This is a genomic window from Pseudomonas sp. H1_A03 (assembly GCF_054685145.1).
This window is the reverse complement of the sequence record NZ_CP162829.1, coordinates 4,246,761-4,263,733: the sequence shown is the minus strand read 5'-3', so window position 1 is coordinate 4,263,733 and position 16,973 is coordinate 4,246,761. Positions and strand designations below refer to the sequence as shown.

The window sequence follows — 16,973 nt, the reverse complement described above, 5'->3', positions numbered from 1 at the left end:
TTTCATTTGATCTTGATCACCACTTTGCCTTTGGCACGGCCTTGTGCCAGATAGTCGAGCGCTTCCTTGGCCTGCTCGAACGCAAACACCTTGTCGATCACCGGCTGGATTTGGCCCGACTCAAGCAGCTTGCCAATTTCAGTCAGTTGGGCGCCTTCAGGACGCGCAAACAGGAAGGAATACGCCACGCCGTTTTTTCTCGCCAGCCGCACGATCTTGCGACTCATCAGCCCGAAGACGAACTCGAGGAAGACATTCAACCCACGAGCGCGAGCAAACGCTTTATCCAACGGCCCGACGAGGGAAATGATCTTGCCGCCAGGCTTGAGGATCTCGACGGCCTTCTCGATGGCATCTCCTCTGATCGTACCGAGCACCAGGTCATAGCCGTGCAGCACGTTCTCGAACGCTTGCTGCTTGTAATCGATCACCTCATCGGCGCCCAGGATGCCGACCATCTGGACATTGGCGGTACTGGTGTTGGTTGCCACCTTGGCACCGAGGTACTTGGCCAGTTGGATCGCAAACGTCCCAATGCCGCCGGAACCCGCAGGAATGAAGACTTTCTGGCCGGGTTGCAGATCGGCGCGCTCTTTCAGGGCTTGCCACGAGGTGAGCCCGACCATCGGAATCGAAGCGGCTTGCACAAAGTCCAGGTTGGCAGGCTTTGGCGCAGCGACAGCCTCGGGCACCGCCACATATTCAGCGATTGAGCCGGTGCCCAGGTCGAACACATTGGCAAACACGGCATCGCCAACCTTGAAGCGGGTCACATTGCTCCCCACCTCGGCCACCACGCCGGCCAGGTCGCTGCCCATGACGGCCGGCAATTGGAACTTCAAGACCGGCTTGAACACCCCTGCGGTGATCATGTTGTCGACCGGGTTAACGGCTGCGGCATGCACGTCGACCAGCATTTCGTTGGGTTTCAACACTGGACGAGGCACTTGGGCAAATTCGATGCCTGGAGATTTGCCATAGCGTTTGAAGGTGAGCGCTTTCATGGTGCTGTGATTCCGTAGAGGGATGGATATCAGGCTTGCGCTTGATAACGCTCGGCGGCATGGGCTTGGCGAATGTCGCTCAACAACCCTTGGCGCGCCTGATCCAGCGCATCCCAACGACCCGCCGCGTGCAGTGGCGGAACAGTGACGAGCTCGCGACGGTCAAAGCCGACCAATGCAGCGTCTACCAGCTCTTCAACATCCATGACGTCGGAAAGCGTGTTGAGGTCGATCCCGGCGCGCTCCCAGATTTCGGTGCGGGTTGCCGCTGGCAGCACGGCCTGCACATACACGCCTTTGGGCGACAACTCCACGTTCAGGCCTTGGGACAGGAACAGCACGTAAGCCTTGGTGGCGCCATAAATCGTCATGCCGAACTCGGGTGCGAACCCCACCACTGATCCAAGATTGACGATCGAGCCTGTACCGGCCTGCGCGAAGCGTGGCGCGACTGCTGCTGCAAGGCGTGTCACCGCGGTGATGTTCAGTGCGATAAGCCCTTCGATCGCCTCGGTGCTTTGCTGGACCATACTGCCGGACTGAGCCAGGCCGGCATTGTTGATCAGAATGCCGATACGGGAGTCGACGCGCAGGCGGGTTTCGACGGCGGTGAGATCAGCGCTACGGGTCAGGTCGGCTTGCAGCACGTCGACCGCCACGCCGGTGTCTTTACGTAGACGTTCGGCCAGGGTCTCAAGGCGTGCCTTGTCACGTGCAACAAGCACCAGGTCGTGGCCACGACGAGCAAAGCGTTCGGCATAGGTGGCGCCAATCCCGGAGGAGGCGCCAGTGATCAGCACAGTAGCAGGCGTTGTCATGCGATGAATTCCTTCATAAGGGTTTTTGGCACGGGCTGAAACGGTGTGAGCTTCAGCCGCAGATTCAAGGATTCTGCTGTTGGAACGCACTTATGATTACGGCCATAATCTAAAATGTCAACGGTTTGATGTCGATCAACATCAATGTATGATGAAGCACTCACACTTGAACAAAACGTTGTTGGGTATTCGATGAAGGTCACTAAACAGCAAGCACAGGCCAACCGGGCGCACATCGTTGAAACCGCCTCCGCGCTTTTTCGCGAGCGCGGTTATGACGGCGTCGGTATTGCCGATCTGATGGCGGCGGCGGGCTTTACCCAGGGAGGCTTTTACAAGCACTTCCGGTCCAAAGCCGATCTGATGGCAGAATCGGCCACTTGCGGCTTGATGCAGTCCACCGCATTGACGGCTGAGGGTTCAGCGTCCGAATTCTTGAAGGTGTATCTCTCTCGTGAGCATCGCGACAACCGCGCCACCGGCTGCACGATGGCGGCGTTGTGCGGGGATGCGGCGCGCAAAGAGGACGACGTGCGGGCCACATTTGCTGCTGGCATCGAGGCTCAATTAGCAGCGTTACGAGGCAAGTCCGACAGTGCGGACTCTGCCGAGGCTCGGGCAAAGCGCCTCGCCACAATGGCGCATGCATTGGGCGCCATCGTCATGTCGCGCGCCTGCCCTGACGACTCGCCGCTGGCTGATGAGATTCTGCAGGTTTGTCGCGAAGCAATCTTCGCGTCGTTGACGCCAGATGACACCCGTGAATTGATTGACTGAACGTCACAGCAACCGCAGCCTGAGACGTGTGTCGCAGTGCCGTGTGAAACAGTTGTCGGCGACGGCGCGATCACCCAGAATCGCGCCCCCGACCATCGGGCACTACAGGGATATTCTGCACATGGCTGCTTCAAATAAATGGCTGATGTCTTCAGTCGCTTATTACCTCGACTTTTTCACCGTCCCCCTCTTCGTCATCCTCGCCCTCTGCCTCGCTCCCTTTGACCTCGGCGTGGCGCTCGTGGGCCTGTTGGTATGGACGCTGGTGGAGTACTCGGCACACCGCTTCCTATTCCACTCGCTGTACCGCCGCGAGCATTGGACCCACCATGTCGATGTGCTCGCCTTTATCGGTGTGTCCAGCTGGAAAACCAGCTCGACCTTTGCCGCGCTACTGCTGTTCGCCTGGTACACCGAGCTGACGTCGGCCTTTATCGGCGCCGTGGTGGGCTACCTCTATTACATCTCGGTGCACTACGTGATGCACCGCCCGCAGCACTGGGCCTATGCCTTTATTCCAGGGCTCGTGGCCAATCATGATCTGCACCATCGCCAGGGTATCGAGAAGAACTTCGGCGTGTCTTCGCCGCTGTGGGACCATGTGTTTCGTACTTACATTCGGGCTGAGGTCGCCCGGGCACGCTAGCCGGGTAGCCATTCAGGGTCATGCCGTCAATGTGCAGTGACACACAACGTCATCCGCTTAGTGGCAACCTTCCTTGCAGCTCCCGTAAAAGACCTTTGCTATCACGGCCATTGATAGCTCCCTAACGAAAGCCCCATGCTAGAGGGCTAAACTCGCGCTTATATCATTCCGAATGATAGTTACCTTTGCTTCATTCGATTCGTGACATAGCACATCGCCGCGCATGATCCGCCCATCTCAAATACATTGGCGGATGCACCTCATGGAACAGTCACTCAAACATTTGCGCTTCCCCTTGGCGATTTTGGCCGTAGTGGTGATGAGCGCGTGCGGCAAGACCCCGGAACAAGCGGCCGCCATGCCTGCTGCCAAAGTCAGCGTGGCGAAGGTGCTGGAACAACCAGTCAACGAGTGGGATGAATTCACCGGTCGCCTGGAAGCCCCAGAAACCGTGCAGATTCGTCCACGGGTCTCTGGCCAGATTGACCAAGTCGCTTTCACCGAAGGCGCTTTGGTCAAGAAAGGCGACCTGCTGTTCCAGATCGACCCGCGTCCGTTCCAGGCTGAAGTGCGCCGCCTTGAAGCCCAGTTGCAACAAACCCGCGCCGCCGCCACCCGCAGCGATAACGAAGCGCAACGTGGCGAGCGCCTGCGCCAGAGTAATGCGATTTCCGCCGAACTGGCCGACTCGCGCACCACCGCTGCCCAGGAAGCCCGCGCGGCCGTCGCCGGGATCCAGGCGCAGTTGGACCTGGCCAAGCTGAACCTGAGCTTTACCCGTGTGACCTCGCCGATCAGCGGCCGCGTCAGCCGTGCCGAAATCACTGCCGGCAACCTGGTGACCGCTGACACCACCGCGCTGACCAGTGTGGTCTCCACCGACAAGGTCTACGCCTACTTCGACGCCGATGAGCGCGTGTTCCTCAAGTACACCGAGCTGGCTCGCCAAGGCCGCCGTGGTGCAACCACGCCGGTGTACCTGGGCCTGTCCAACGAAACCGGCAACCCGCACTTGGGCCAGATGAACTTCGTCGACAACCAGGTCAACCCGGCCACCGGCACCATCCGGGGTCGCGCTGTGTTCGATAACAGCAAAGGCGAATACACCCCCGGCCTGTATGCACGCCTGAAACTGGTCGGCAGCGGCACCTACTCTGCCGTGTTGATCACTGACGAAGCCGTCGGCACCGACCTGGGCAAGGAATTCGTGCTGGTGATGGAAGGCGACAAGCCGGCCTATCGCTCGGTGGAACTGGGGCCGAAGATCGAAGGTTTGCGCATCGTGCGCAGCGGCCTGAACAAGGACGACACCATTATCGTCAAGGGCCTGCAGCGCGTGCGCCCAGGGTCGCCGGTGGCCCCGGAAACCATTCCGATGGCCAGCCAGGAAACCCTCGCCGCCTTGGCCAAACAACGACAAGCGCTTGAAGCCAGCAACCTGGAACAAGTGGCGCCGGATAAAGCCGCGCCCAAACTTGCCAGCGCGACTCCACGCGGTTAAGGGATACGACTCAAGATGAATTTTTCCAAGTTCTTCATTTCGCGGCCGATCTTCGCAGCAGTGCTCTCGCTGTTGATCCTGATCGCCGGTGCGATCTCGCTGTTCCAATTGCCGATCAGCGAATACCCGGAAGTGGTGCCGCCGACTGTGGTGGTCCGCGCCAACTTCCCGGGCGCCAACCCCAAGGTCATCGGTGAAACCGTCGCCGCTCCGCTGGAGCAGGCGATCACCGGCGTCGAGAACATGCTGTACATGTCCTCGCAGTCGACCGCCGACGGCAAGCTGACCCTGACCATCACCTTCGCCCTGGGCACCGACCTGGACAACGCGCAGGTGCAAGTGCAAAACCGTGTGACGCGGACTCAGCCGAAACTGCCTGAGGAAGTGACGCGCATCGGTATTACCGTGGACAAGGCCTCCCCCGACCTGACCATGGTGGTGCACTTGACCTCCCGGATCAGCGCTACGACATGCTCTACCTGTCCAACTACGCGTTGCTCAATGTGAAGGATGAGCTGGCGCGTCTGGGCGGTGTGGGTGACGTGCAACTGTTCGGCATGGGCGATTACTCCCTGCGTGTGTGGCTGGACCCGAACAAGACCGCTTCGCGCAACCTGACCGCCACCGATGTGGTGACCGCGATCCGTGAGCAGAACCGTCAAGTGGCTGCCGGTGCCCTGGGTGCGCAACCCGCGCCGACTGCCACCGCCTTCCAGTTGTCGGTGAACACCCAAGGTCGCCTGGTGACTGAGGAAGAGTTCGAAAACATCGTGATTCGCTCAGGCGACAACGGTGAAATCACCCGCCTCAAAGACATCGCACGGATTGAGCTGGGCTCCAGCCAATACGCCCTGCGCTCGTTGCTCAACAACCAACCGGCCGTGGCGATCCCGATCTTCCAGCGCCCTGGCTCCAACGCCATCGAGATTTCCAACGAAGTGCGCGGCAAAATGGACGAGCTGAAAAAGAGCTTCCCGCAAGGGATGGACTACAGCATCGTCTATGACCCGACCATCTTTGTGCGCGGCTCCATCGAAGCGGTGGTGCACACCCTGTTCGAAGCGCTGATCCTGGTTGTCTTGGTAGTGATCCTGTTCCTGCAGACCTGGCGCGCGTCGATCATTCCTTTGGTGGCGGTGCCGGTATCGTTGATCGGTACGTTTGCGGTAATGCACCTGTTTGGCTTCTCGCTCAACGCGTTGTCGCTGTTCGGCCTGGTATTGGCCATCGGTATCGTGGTGGACGACGCCATCGTGGTGGTGGAAAACGTCGAGCGCAACATTGAGCTTGGCCTGGAACCGTTTGCGGCGACTGAAAAAGCCATGAGCGAAGTGACCGGCCCGATTGTTGCCACCGCGTTGGTGCTGTGTGCGGTGTTCATTCCGGCGGCATTCATCAGCGGCTTGACCGGGCAGTTCTATAAACAGTTCGCCTTGACCATTGCGATCTCGACGGTGATCTCGGCCTTCAACTCGCTGACCTTGTCCCCAGCCCTGGCCGCCGTGTTGCTGCGCAGCCATGACGCGCCAAAGGATCGTTTCTCGAAGGTTCTCGACAAGCTGTTCGGCGGCTGGTTGTTCAAACCGTTCAACCGCTTCTTTGACAAAGCCAGCCACGGCTACGTCGGCACCGTACGCCGGGTGATTCGCGGTAGCGGTATCGCGCTGTTCCTGTATGCCGGCTTGATGGTGCTGACCTGGTTCGGTTTTGCCCACACCCCGACCGGTTTCGTACCGGCCCAGGACAAGCAATACTTGGTGGCCTTCGCCCAATTGCCGGACGCCGCGAGCCTGGACCGCACTGAAGACGTGATCAAGCGCATGTCTGACATCGCGCTGAAACAACCGGGTGTGGAGGCCGCCGTGGCCTTCCCGGGCCTGTCGATCAACGGTTTCACCAACAGCCCGAACAGCGGCATCGTGTTCGTGACCTTGAAACCGTTCGACGAACGTAAAGACCCGAGCATGTCCGCCGGTGCGATTGCCGGCGCGTTGAACGGTAAATACAGCGACATCCAGGAAGCCTACATGGCGATCTTCCCACCGCCGCCGGTACAGGGCCTGGGTACGATTGGTGGCTTCCGCCTGCAGATCGAAGACCGTGGCAACCTGGGTTACGACGAGCTGTACAAAGAAGTGCAGAACATCATCACCAAGAGCCGCACCACGCCGGAGCTGTTCGGCCTGTTCACCAGCTACACGGTCAACGTGCCCCAGGTCGATGCGGCTATCGACCGTGAAAAGGCCAAGACCCACGGCGTGGCGATCAGCGACATCTTCGACACCCTGCAGATCTACCTGGGTTCGTTGTATGCCAACGACTTCAACCGCTTCGGTCGCACCTACCAGGTCAACGTGCAGGCTGAACAACAGTTCCGCCTGGATGAAGACCAGATCGGCCAGCTGAAAGTGCGCAACAACAAAGGCGAGATGATCCCGTTGGCGACCTTCATCAAGGTAAGCGACACCTCGGGCCCGGACCGCGTGATGCACTACAACGGCTTTATCACGGCTGAAATCAACGGCAACGCTGCACCGGGCTACAGCTCGGGCCAGGCAGAAGCTGCGATTGAAAAACTGCTGAAAGACGAACTGCCCAACGGCATGACCTATGAGTGGACCGACCTGACGTATCAGCAAATCCTTTCGGGCAACACCGCACTGTTCGTGTTCCCGCTCTGCGTGCTGCTGGCGTTCCTGGTACTCGCCGCTCAATACGAAAGCTGGAGCCTGCCGCTGGCGGTGATCCTGATCGTACCAATGACGCTGCTGTCGGCCATTACCGGGGTGATCATCTCGGGTGGCGACAACAACATCTTCACCCAGATCGGCCTGATCGTATTGGTAGGCCTGGCGTGTAAGAACGCGATTCTGATCGTCGAGTTCGCCAAGGATAAACAGGCAGAAGGCCTCGACCCGCTCGCTGCGGTGCTGGAAGCCTGCCGCCTGCGTCTGCGGCCGATCCTGATGACCTCGTTCGCTTTCATCATGGGTGTGGTGCCACTGGTGTTGTCCAGCGGTGCAGGTGCCGAGATGCGTCACGCAATGGGCGTGGCGGTGTTCTCCGGGATGATCGGTGTGACCTTCTTCGGTCTGTTGCTGACGCCAGTGTTCTACGTACTGATCCGTCGCTATGTGGAGCGCCAGGAAGCGCGCAAAGCGGCCAAGGCCTTGAAGCTGGAGACACAGCAATGAGTGTGAAAGTATTCTTGCCGAGCTTGCTGGTACTGGCGCTGAGCGCCTGTGCCGTAGGCCCGGACTACAAAGCCCAGACCCCGGAGGCGGCCAATGTGATGGCCGCCGCCGATGCCAAGAAATATGACCACGCCAAGTTCGAAGGCATCTGGTGGCAACAGTTCGAGGACCCGACCCTCAACCAGTTGGTGACTCAGTCGCTGCAGGGCAACCGTGATTTGCGCGTCGCCTTTGCCCGTCTGCGGGCCGCCCGCGCCATCCGCGATGACGCCAGCAATGACGCGATGCCGACCATCACCAGCCGCGTCAGCAGTGACCAGGGCAAAGGCCAGATTCCGGGCCAGACCACTAGCCGCGTCAAGACCGAGCGTTACGACCTGGGCCTGGACATGGCCTGGGAGCTGGACCTGTTCGGCCGCATCCAGCGCAACCTGGAAGCCACCGACGCCGACCAGCAGGCCGCCGAGGCTGACTTGTACCAACTGCAAGTCACCATGATTGCCGAACTGGTGGATGCCTACGGTCAACTGCGCGGCGCGCAACTGCGTGAACGCATTGCCCTGGACAACCTGAAGAACCAGCAGGAATCGCGCACCATCACCGAAAGCCTGCGCGATGCCGGCGTGGGTGATCAGTTGGATGTGGAACGTGCCGACGCACGCCTCGCGGCGGTTGAAGCCAGCGTGCCGCAACTCCAGGCCGAGCAAGTGCGCGAGCGCAACCGCATCGCCACCCTCCTCGGCCAGCGGCCCGACAAGCTCACCGTAGACCTTGGTCCTAAAGACCTGCCAGCGATTGCCAAGGCATTGCCGATTGGCGACCCGGGGCAACTGCTGCAACGTCGCCCGGACATCCTCAGCGCCGAACGCAAACTGGCCGCCGCCACTGCGCGTATCGGTGTGGCCAAGGCCGATTTGTTCCCACGGGTCAGCCTCAGCGGCTTCCTCGGCTTTACCGCCGGGCGTGGTTCGCAGATCGGCTCGTCCGCCGCGAATGCCTGGGCCCTTGGCCCGAGCATCACCTGGGCAGCCTTTGACCTGGGCAGCGTACGCGCCCGTTTGCGCGGCGCGGATGCCGAGGCTGATGGCGCGCTGGCAAGCTACGAGCAACAAGTGTTGCTGGCGTTGGAAGAATCCGAGAACGCCTTCAGTGACTACGGCAAGCGTCAGCAACGCCTTGTCTCACTGATCCGCCAAAGCGAATCCAGCCGCGCCGCCGCCGACCTGGCTGCGATCCGCTACCGCGAAGGCACCGTGGACTTCCTGGTGCTGCTCGACGCGCAACGTGAGCGTCTGGCCGCTGAAGACTCCCAGGCGCAGGCCGAAGTCGACTTGTATCGCGGGATTGTGGCGATCTACAAGGCGCTGGGGGGTGGTTGGAAGCCGGACACGGTTGTCGCCACCGCCAAGTGAAGTAAAGAGCTCCTTTGGTTGGTCGCATCCAGCCAATTTTTAGCCCCGTGGTCCATTCGGTCACGGGGCTTTTTTTTGCCTGAAACCCGAGCTCACTGATCGGGACGGGCGCGACGATCACGTCACTTGGATTTCGCCCTTCGTGCCCTGTCGATCTTGTCATAGTGCGCACGTGTTTCGATGTTCAAGGCTGAGGTAGCTTTGTCCGCAATCTCGACGGTGGTCCAATCAAACACATTGGACACGCGATAGATCAACTCGCCGTCCGTGAGAAACACCTCATGACGGCCATCGGTGTCGGGTACCAATTGCGCCTTCTGCATCAAGGGAACCTGCCGTTTGACGCGCTCAACGTCAGTGGTATTAAACGAGATGCTCAACTGTTTGAGACGGTCAGCATCATCAAAATAGGCACCCACGACATAGATCGGAACATCGCCCAAGCTGTAAGGATGGTTGGGCTCTAGCGCCCTGTAGTAAGGCATTGGAACTGAATAGCTCAAGTTGTATTCCCTGTTTACCTGCGCAAAGTAGGGCTTGAGCGTGTCAAGGACCTGCTGACGTGACATACCCAGGGTGAAATCACCAATGCCCAACGCCGACCAGGCGGTCAGCGGGAAAAGCGCCCAGCACAGCAACATAGCCAATGACTTTCGCACGATCACTCTCCTTGAATGTACCGGCGCAAACTACTACGGCAGGCGCGTAAAGCGAAGGGGGGGTTGGCGCCAGGGATCACCGGTTTTCGTTGAGAATCAGACTGCGGTAATGCCCCGGATTCGACCCCGCCCACTTACGAAATGCCTTATAGAAGGAGCTGGTGTCCGCAAATCCGAGTCGCTCGGCAATTTCAGCAAAGCTGATCTGTGGCTCCGCCAACCACACAATCGCCAACTCCTTGCGCACACTGTCCTTGAGCCCCTGATAAGTCTGCCCCTCTTCCGCCAGGCGACGGCGCAGAGGTTGAGGCCGAGATGCACAGGCTCGTGGCGAGGCCTTCGGTTTCCGGCCAGGTGTCGGGGGGCATTTGGCGCAAGTCGTGTTTGATGCGAGTAGCGAGGCTATCGGGGTCGCGGTACTTGACCAGGATATTGGCCGGCGCGTGGGCCAGGAAGCGCTTGAGTTCTTCCGGGCTGCGCTTGATCGGCACGTCGAGGCAGTCGGCGGAGAAGATCATGCGGGTGCGCGGCCGGTCGAAACGCAGGTTGTCGGAGAACATCACCTGATAGTCAGCGCAGAAATCCGGTTTTGGGCAGCGCAGCTCAATGGCCAGGATCGGAATCCGCCGTCCGGCCAGCCAACAGGCTACGCCGTGCACAATCATCCAATACGTAAAGTAGGTGAAGGCCCTGTTGGGTTCGGGCTCCGGTTCCAGCAGCACGATCTCCGCCAGACTTTGTTGACGCACCAGTTGGGCCGGCATTCGCTCCAGCATCAGTGACAGAAACCCCAGGCCGGTTTCCAGGCTTGCGCCGAGGGTGGGTTGCGCCATGGAAGCGCGGCAAAGGAAGGCCAGGCTGCCGGACCTGAGCTTGCGCGGGTCCATGCCGAAGAACTCATCGTCCATACGCCGCGCCAGCAGGCGCCATAGACGCGCATAGGTCGTGGCCGAGACGCGCGCATCGGGCTGGTCCAACAGTGCCGGGGCGATACCGGCTTTGTTCAACACTTCGACGGCGGCTTCACCGGGTGCGCAGCTCTGCAACAAGGCTTCGCGCACGAGGTGGAGGGAGATGGTGTCTTTTTCCGACATGAGCGATCGGGCATCCGGCTGCACACAATAGTGGCGTGCATCATAAGGTGGGCCGCGATTTGCCACCACCGTTCAGTCCCTGTTCAGCAAACGTCAAGAATTGTTGTTTAGCAATGAGTATCATTATGTTACAACTTAGCCTCCTAACTAGTTCACCCCGCGGTGCCGAATGCTCGTTCCCTTTCTCATCATGCTGCGCGAAGGCATTGAAGCCGCATTGATCGTTGGCATCATCGCCAGCTACCTGCAACAGACTGGCCGTGGTCAGTGGATGCCGGCTGTCTGGATCGGCGTATTCCTCGCCGCTGCGCTGGCCCTGCTGGTCGGTGGCGGCCTTGAGTTGGTCAGCGCGGAGTTCCCGCAAAAGCAGCAGGAACTGTTCGAGGGCATCGTCGGCCTGGTCGCCGTGGGCATCCTCAGTTCGATGGTGTTCTGGATGCGCAAAGTGGCGCGGTCCATCAAGCATTCCCTGCACGCCTCCCTTGACCATGCGTTGGCCGGTTCCAAACACCAGGTGACCGCGCTGATCCTGATGGTGTTTTTCGCGGTGGCCCGTGAAGGCCTGGAAACTGTGTTCTTCCTGCTGGCGGTGTTCCAGCAGAGTGAAGGCCCGGGCGCGCCGATTGGTGCCCTGCTTGGCCTGGTCCTGGCGATCATCGTCGGCTTCCTGATTTACACCGGCAGCATGCGCCTGAACCTCGGCGCGTTTTTCCGCTGGACCGGCCTATTTATCCTTGTCGTCGCCGCCGGCATCCTCGCCAACTCGGTGCAAGCCCTGCACGAAGCGGGCGTGTGGAACCACCTGCAAACCGTGCTGTTCGACTTCAGCGCTGCTTTGCCGATGGACAGCCCGCTGGGTTCGGTACTGGCCGGCATGTTCGGCTATCAGGAAGCGCCCACCGTCAGCACCCTCGGTGCTTACCTGATTTACCTGGTGGTGGCGCTGGTGATGTTCTTCCTGCCCGCCGCACCGCCCAAGCCTGCCACCACGCCTTCTTCCGTTTCCACCCACTAAGGACCGCCTCTTGTCCAACCCAACTCCTCAACCGGCTCTGCCACCCCGCGCCCTGCGTTGGGCCGTGGCAGGCTCGGTGGTCGTGATGATCGCCGCCGGTGGCCTGTTCTATTACGCCTCGCAACTGGCGGCCAGCAAGCGCCAGGCCAACCACAATGAAATTGCCGTGACGATCCACGGCCATGCCTGCGAACCGAATGAACTGACGGTACCGGCCGGCCGCGCGAGCTTCCGCATCATCAACCGCTCCGAGCGTGCGGTGGAATGGGAAATCCTCGACGGCGTGCTGGTGGTCGAAGAACGGGAAAACATCGCCCCCGGCCTCAGCCAGGTGATCAACGCCAACCTGTTGCCCGGCGACTATGCAATCACCTGCGGCCTGCTGAGCAATCCACGTGGCACCTTGCATGTGACGCCCACCGCCGAGTCCGACGCACAGGCCAAGGCCAAGCCGTCGATGGTCGCGTTTATTGGCCCGCTGTCGGAATTCCGCGTGTACTTGAGCAGCCAAGGCAGCGCATTGGTCAAGGCCGTGACCGCCTTGCAGCAAGCAATCGACGCGGGTGACCTGGCGCAAGCCCAAGCGCTTTACCTACCGGCGCGCGAGGCTTACCAGCGACTGGCCCCGGCGTCGCAACGCCTGGCGGAGTTGGACAACGCGATCAACGCCCGCGCCGACTACTTCGAGAAACGCGAACAGGACCCAGCCTTCAGCGGCTTCCACCGCGTCGAATACAGCCTATTCCAACAACGCAGCCTCGAAGGCCTGGCGCCGATTGCGCAGCGCCTGGTAACCGACGTCACGACATTGAAGCAACAACTGCTGGCCCAGTCCCTGCCGCCGGAGCAACTGGTGAGCATCGTGGTGCGCAACCTCAATAGCCTGGCCGATGTGCGCGCCATCAGCGGTGAAGAAGAGCGCTACAGCCACGTCGACCTGAATGGTTTTGCCGCTAACTTGGAAGTCGCCCACAAGGTTGTCGAGCTGATGCGCCCGCTGCTGACCAAGTCCGCCGCCGACCTGTTACCAAACGTCGACAGCGCCCTCGCGGCCTTCGACAGCGAACTCAATGGTTTGAAAGTCGACGGCCAGTACCGCCGCTACGACAGCGTGACCGCCGATCAGCGCAAGCAGATCGCCGACAAGGCCAAGGCTCTGGCCGTTGCACTCGATGGAATCGACCCCGCCCTTGGCCTTTCCGGCCTGCGAGTGAAGACGACCGCCTACATGAGTAATTCAGAACAGTTTGACCTTCAGCGCCGCCGTGTCCTGCTGGGCATGGCCGCCACCGGCGCCGCGATTGCCGGTAGCACATTGAGCTGCCCGGCCATGGCCGCCGCAGCGGAACAAGTCACCACGGCACCCCGCAGTGACAAAACCCAGGACCACCACGATTTTTTTGGCAAGCACCAAACTGGCATCGTCACGCCACGCCCGGCCTGCGGCATGCTGGTGGCGTTCGATGTACTGGCCAGCGACCGTGAAGACTTGGAACGCCTGTTCCGCACGTTGAATGAACGCATCGCTTTTCTGATGACCGGCGGCACCGTGCCGCAAGTCGATCCGAAACTGCCGCCCACCGACTCCGGCATCCTCGGCCCGGTGGTGACGCCGGACAACCTCACCATCACCGTGTCTGTCGGTGAGTCACTGTTCGACGAGCGCTTCGGCCTCACGGCAGTCAAGCCCAAGCGCCTGAGCCGCATGGTCGGTTTCCCCAACGACGCGCTGGAACCGGCGCAGTGCCACGGCGACCTGAGCCTGCAGTTCAGCTCCAACACGCCCGACACCAATATCCACGCCCTGCGCGACATCGTGAAGAACCTGCCGGACCTGCTGCTGGTGCGCTGGAAGCAGGAAGGCAGCGTACCGCCGCAGGCACCGAGTAAACCCGGAGAACCTGCGCAGAGCGCGCGTAACTTCCTCGGTTTCCGTGACGGTTCGGCCAACCCGAATTCCAACGACGCCACGGCCATGGACCAGATTGTGTGGGTCCAGCCTGGCAGCGACGAACCGGCCTGGGCGGCCAACGGCAGCTATCAGGCCGTGCGCATCATCCGCAACTTCGTCGAGCGTTGGGACCGAACGCCGCTGCAAGAGCAGGAAAGCATCATCGGCCGCATCAAGCCGACCGGCGCGCCGATGGACGGCGACAAAGAAACCCAGGTGCCCGACTACAGCAAGGACCCGGAAGGCAAATTGACCAAGCTCGATGCCCATATCCGCCTGGCCAACCCGCGCACCCCGCAGACTCAGGCCAACCTGATCCTGCGCCGGCCATTCAACTACTCCAACGGCGTCAACAAAAACGGTCAGCTGGACATGGGGCTGTTGTTCATCTGCTACCAGGCTGACCTGGAGAAAGGCTTTATCAGCGTACAAACCCGGCTCAACGGCGAGCCCCTGGAGGAGTACCTCAAGCCGGTCGGCGGCGGGTACTTCTTCACCTTGCCGGGGGTCATGGGACCGAAGGATTTCATCGGGCGCACGCTGCTGGCTGCAACCCACCCTCAAACCACTGCCACTACCTAAAACAACCCCCAGAGCGGAAATCGTCCCATGAAGAAGTCGACCATTGCGTTTTCGTTGTTGCTGACCCTTTCGCCGCTGGCGGCGTTTGCCGCTACCGCGCCGCTGGACCTGGTAGGCCCGGTGTCGGACTACAAGATCTACGTCACCGAAGAAATCGGTGAGCTGGTCACCCAGACCCAGGCGTTCACCGACGCCATCAACAAAGGCGACCTGGCCACCGCCAAGAAGCTCTACGCGCCGACCCGCGTGCACTATGAGTCCATCGAGCCGATTGCCGAGCTGTTCAGCGACCTTGATGCGTCCATCGACTCCCGCGTCGATGACCATGAAAAAGGCGTGACCGCCGAAGATTTCACCGGCTTCCACCGCATCGAATACGCACTGTTCTCGCAGAACAGCACCAAGGGCCTGGAAACCCTCACGGCCAAACTCAACACCGACGTCAACGACCTCAAGACCCGCGTCGACGGCCTGACCTTCCCGCCGGAAAAAGTCGTCGGCGGCGCCGCAGCGCTGCTTGAAGAAGTCGCCGCCACCAAGATATCCGGTGAGGAAGACCGCTACAGCCACACCGACCTGTACGACTTCCAGGGCAACATCGACGGCGCGAAGAAAATCGTCGACCTGTTCCGTGGCCAGATCGAGAAGCAAGACAAAACCTTCCTGGCCAAAGTCGACAAGAACTTCGCCACCGTGGACAAGATCCTGGCCAAGTACAAAACCAAGGACGGCGGCTTCGAGACCTACGACAAGGTCAAGGAAAGCGACCGCAAGGCGCTGGTGGGTCCGGTCAACACCCTGGCTGAAGACCTGTCCATGTTGCGTGGCAAGCTGGGCCTGAACTAAACGCTGGATAAAAAAAGACCCAGCCCTGTTGAGGGGCTGGGTCTTTTTTTCTCCTGCAGTTCTACAGGATGCGGTACAGCAACCGCTCGATCCGAACGCGGCTGACCCGACGCAGGAATTTGCCGACCGCCTCCGGGTAGTCCAGCAGCGTTTGCAGGTCCTGATAACGCTCGATACGCGTGGTGTGCTGGAAAATCTGCGCCAGCTCGGTGCGGCGTGGTTCAAGCCACTGGCCTTGCGGGTCGTCGATCAGCAAAGCGTTTTCCAAGTCGAGGCGGAACGCTCGCGGGTTGAGATTGTTGCCGGTGAGCAACGTGTAGCGCTGGTCGACCCACATGCCCTTGAGGTGGTAGGTGTTGTCGCCGTCGTGCCACAGGTGCAGGTTCAACTGGCCGTGGTCGATGTCGCGCTGATGCCGCTTGGCGAAGCGGCGCAGGCTGATTTCGTAGAGGTAGGGCAGCGCGGCAATGACTTTGAACGGCTCGCTCGGCGGAATGTAGAAGTCGTTGGCGGTCTTGTCGCCAACGATGATGTCGACCTTCACACCCCGCGCCAGGGCGCGGTTGATTTCGCGAGTCACCGGCAGCGGCAGGTTGAAGTACGGCGTGCAGATGGTCAGCTGATGCTGGGCGCTGGCGATCAGTTCGAGGATCACCCGGTTCAGCGGGTTGTTCTTGCCAACCCCGAGTAACGGGCTGACCGACAGGTGACCATTGGGCAACTGCCCCGTCGTGGTGTCGTAGGTCGCGTGTTTCAAACGGCTGCGCAAGTCGCCGATATCATTGCGCAAGCTGCGCGTGGTCGGGGGATTGGGCAGGTCCAGGCGATTAACTGCCTTGGAGGCGACAAGCCCGTGTTCCACCAGGTGCTGCATCGAGTCGGCGAGCGGCTGGCTGTGGATCAGGTGGTAACGGTCGAAGCGGTACTTGTCGAACTTGTGCAGGTACACGTTATTCAGGCTGGCACCGCTGTACAGCACCGTGTCGTCGATCACAAAGCCCTTGAGGTGCAGCACGCCGAACAACTCGCGGGTTTGCACCGGTACGCCATACACCGGCACTTCAGTGCTGTGGCTGTGGGTCATGGACTGATACCAGGCGCTGTTGCCTGGCTGTTTGCCGGCGCCGATCAAACCGCGCTGGGCGCGCAGCCAGTCGACCACCACCACGATGTCCAACGCCGGCCGCGCAGCCTTGGCCGCGTGCAGCGCATCGTAGATCTCCTGCCCCGCCTCGTCCTGCTGCAAGTACAGCGCAACAATGTAGATACGCCGCGTGGCCTGGGCAATCTTCTCCAGCAGGCAACGGCGATACGCGTCGGCGCCGGACAGCACCTCAAGGGCGTCGGGAGTGAGGGGGAAACCGCGCAGTTTGGGCAACAGGGAGCGTTTGAAGAACGACGGCATAAGGCTCGCAATGGGTCGAATCCGAAGAGGCCCCGAGCTTACACCATGGGGGTGCTCAGGTCTCGCTGT

Annotated in this window: 11 protein-coding genes and 3 pseudogenes; 9 read left to right on the top strand and 5 right to left on the bottom strand. The window is 60.6% G+C overall.

Going from position 1 to position 16,973, the window contains the following annotated elements:
* Nucleotides 1-2: 2 nt before the first annotated feature.
* The gene (locus AB4O35_RS19850) at nt 3-1,004 is read right to left on the bottom strand and encodes an NADP-dependent oxidoreductase (protein ID WP_065945989.1); all 1,002 of its coding nucleotides are present in this window, start codon (nt 1,002-1,004) and stop codon (nt 3-5) included.
* 29 nt (nt 1,005-1,033) lie between these two features.
* Entirely contained in the window at nt 1,034-1,822 is a 789-nt protein-coding gene (locus tag AB4O35_RS19845; protein ID WP_065945990.1) for an SDR family NAD(P)-dependent oxidoreductase, read from the bottom strand.
* Nucleotides 1,823-2,014: 192 nt separating this feature from the next.
* On the opposite strand from AB4O35_RS19845, the gene AB4O35_RS19840 reads away from it, so the two are divergent.
* The 5 genes and pseudogenes from AB4O35_RS19840 (at nt 2,015) to AB4O35_RS19820 (ending at nt 9,352) form a co-directional block, all read left to right on the top strand.
* Nucleotides 2,015-2,599, top strand: coding sequence for a TetR family transcriptional regulator (locus AB4O35_RS19840; protein ID WP_065873249.1), 585 nt, complete (start codon nt 2,015-2,017; stop codon nt 2,597-2,599).
* Between the two features lie 121 nt (nt 2,600-2,720).
* Entirely contained in the window at nt 2,721-3,245 is a 525-nt protein-coding gene (locus AB4O35_RS19835) for a sterol desaturase family protein (RefSeq protein ID WP_065880466.1), read from the top strand.
* A gap of 262 nt (nt 3,246-3,507) precedes the next feature.
* Nucleotides 3,508-4,746, top strand: a complete 1,239-nt coding sequence (gene mexE / locus AB4O35_RS19830; protein WP_460149205.1) for a multidrug efflux RND transporter periplasmic adaptor subunit MexE — start codon at nt 3,508-3,510, stop codon at nt 4,744-4,746.
* A 15-nt stretch (nt 4,747-4,761) separates the two neighbouring features.
* A pseudogene (locus AB4O35_RS19825) lies at nt 4,762-7,940 on the top strand (efflux RND transporter permease subunit).
* The gene (locus AB4O35_RS19820; protein WP_065945991.1) at nt 7,937-9,352 is read left to right on the top strand and encodes an efflux transporter outer membrane subunit; all 1,416 of its coding nucleotides are present in this window, start codon (nt 7,937-7,939) and stop codon (nt 9,350-9,352) included. The pseudogene AB4O35_RS19825 and the gene AB4O35_RS19820 overlap by 4 nt, the downstream one beginning before the upstream one ends.
* Before the next feature lie 122 nt (nt 9,353-9,474).
* Here AB4O35_RS19820 and AB4O35_RS19815 read toward each other — a convergent pair whose 3' ends face one another.
* A complete protein-coding gene (locus AB4O35_RS19815; RefSeq protein ID WP_139113199.1) occupies nt 9,475-10,011 on the bottom strand; it encodes a hypothetical protein in 537 nt (178 codons plus the stop codon).
* Nucleotides 10,012-10,087: 76 nt separating this feature from the next.
* A pseudogene (locus tag AB4O35_RS19810) lies at nt 10,088-11,105 on the bottom strand (AraC family transcriptional regulator).
* Between the two features lie 169 nt (nt 11,106-11,274).
* Here AB4O35_RS19810 and efeU point away from each other — a divergent pair.
* The 4 genes and pseudogenes from efeU to efeO (AB4O35_RS19790) all read left to right on the top strand — a co-directional run bounded on the left by efeU (nt 11,275) and on the right by efeO (AB4O35_RS19790) (nt 15,499).
* Nucleotides 11,275-12,120 carry an iron uptake transporter permease EfeU gene (gene efeU, locus AB4O35_RS19805; protein ID WP_065873188.1) on the top strand — a complete coding sequence of 282 codons (846 nt, stop codon included), beginning with the start codon at nt 11,275-11,277 and terminating at the stop codon, nt 12,118-12,120.
* Between the two features lie 10 nt (nt 12,121-12,130).
* Nucleotides 12,131-13,330: pseudogene (gene efeO / locus AB4O35_RS19800) on the top strand (iron uptake system protein EfeO); the annotation flags it as partial.
* 18 nt (nt 13,331-13,348) lie between these two features.
* The gene (efeB, locus tag AB4O35_RS19795) at nt 13,349-14,653 is read left to right on the top strand and encodes an iron uptake transporter deferrochelatase/peroxidase subunit (protein WP_065946011.1); all 1,305 of its coding nucleotides are present in this window, start codon (nt 13,349-13,351) and stop codon (nt 14,651-14,653) included.
* Nucleotides 14,654-14,680: 27 nt separating this feature from the next.
* Nucleotides 14,681-15,499: an iron uptake system protein EfeO gene (gene efeO, locus AB4O35_RS19790; RefSeq protein ID WP_065873190.1), complete on the top strand. Its 819-nt coding sequence runs from the start codon at nt 14,681-14,683 to the stop codon at nt 15,497-15,499.
* A gap of 61 nt (nt 15,500-15,560) precedes the next feature.
* Here efeO (AB4O35_RS19790) and pssA read toward each other — a convergent pair whose 3' ends face one another.
* Nucleotides 15,561-16,904, bottom strand: a complete 1,344-nt coding sequence (pssA, locus tag AB4O35_RS19785) for a CDP-diacylglycerol--serine O-phosphatidyltransferase (protein WP_065873191.1) — start codon at nt 16,902-16,904, stop codon at nt 15,561-15,563.
* Nucleotides 16,905-16,973 lie beyond the last annotated feature (69 nt).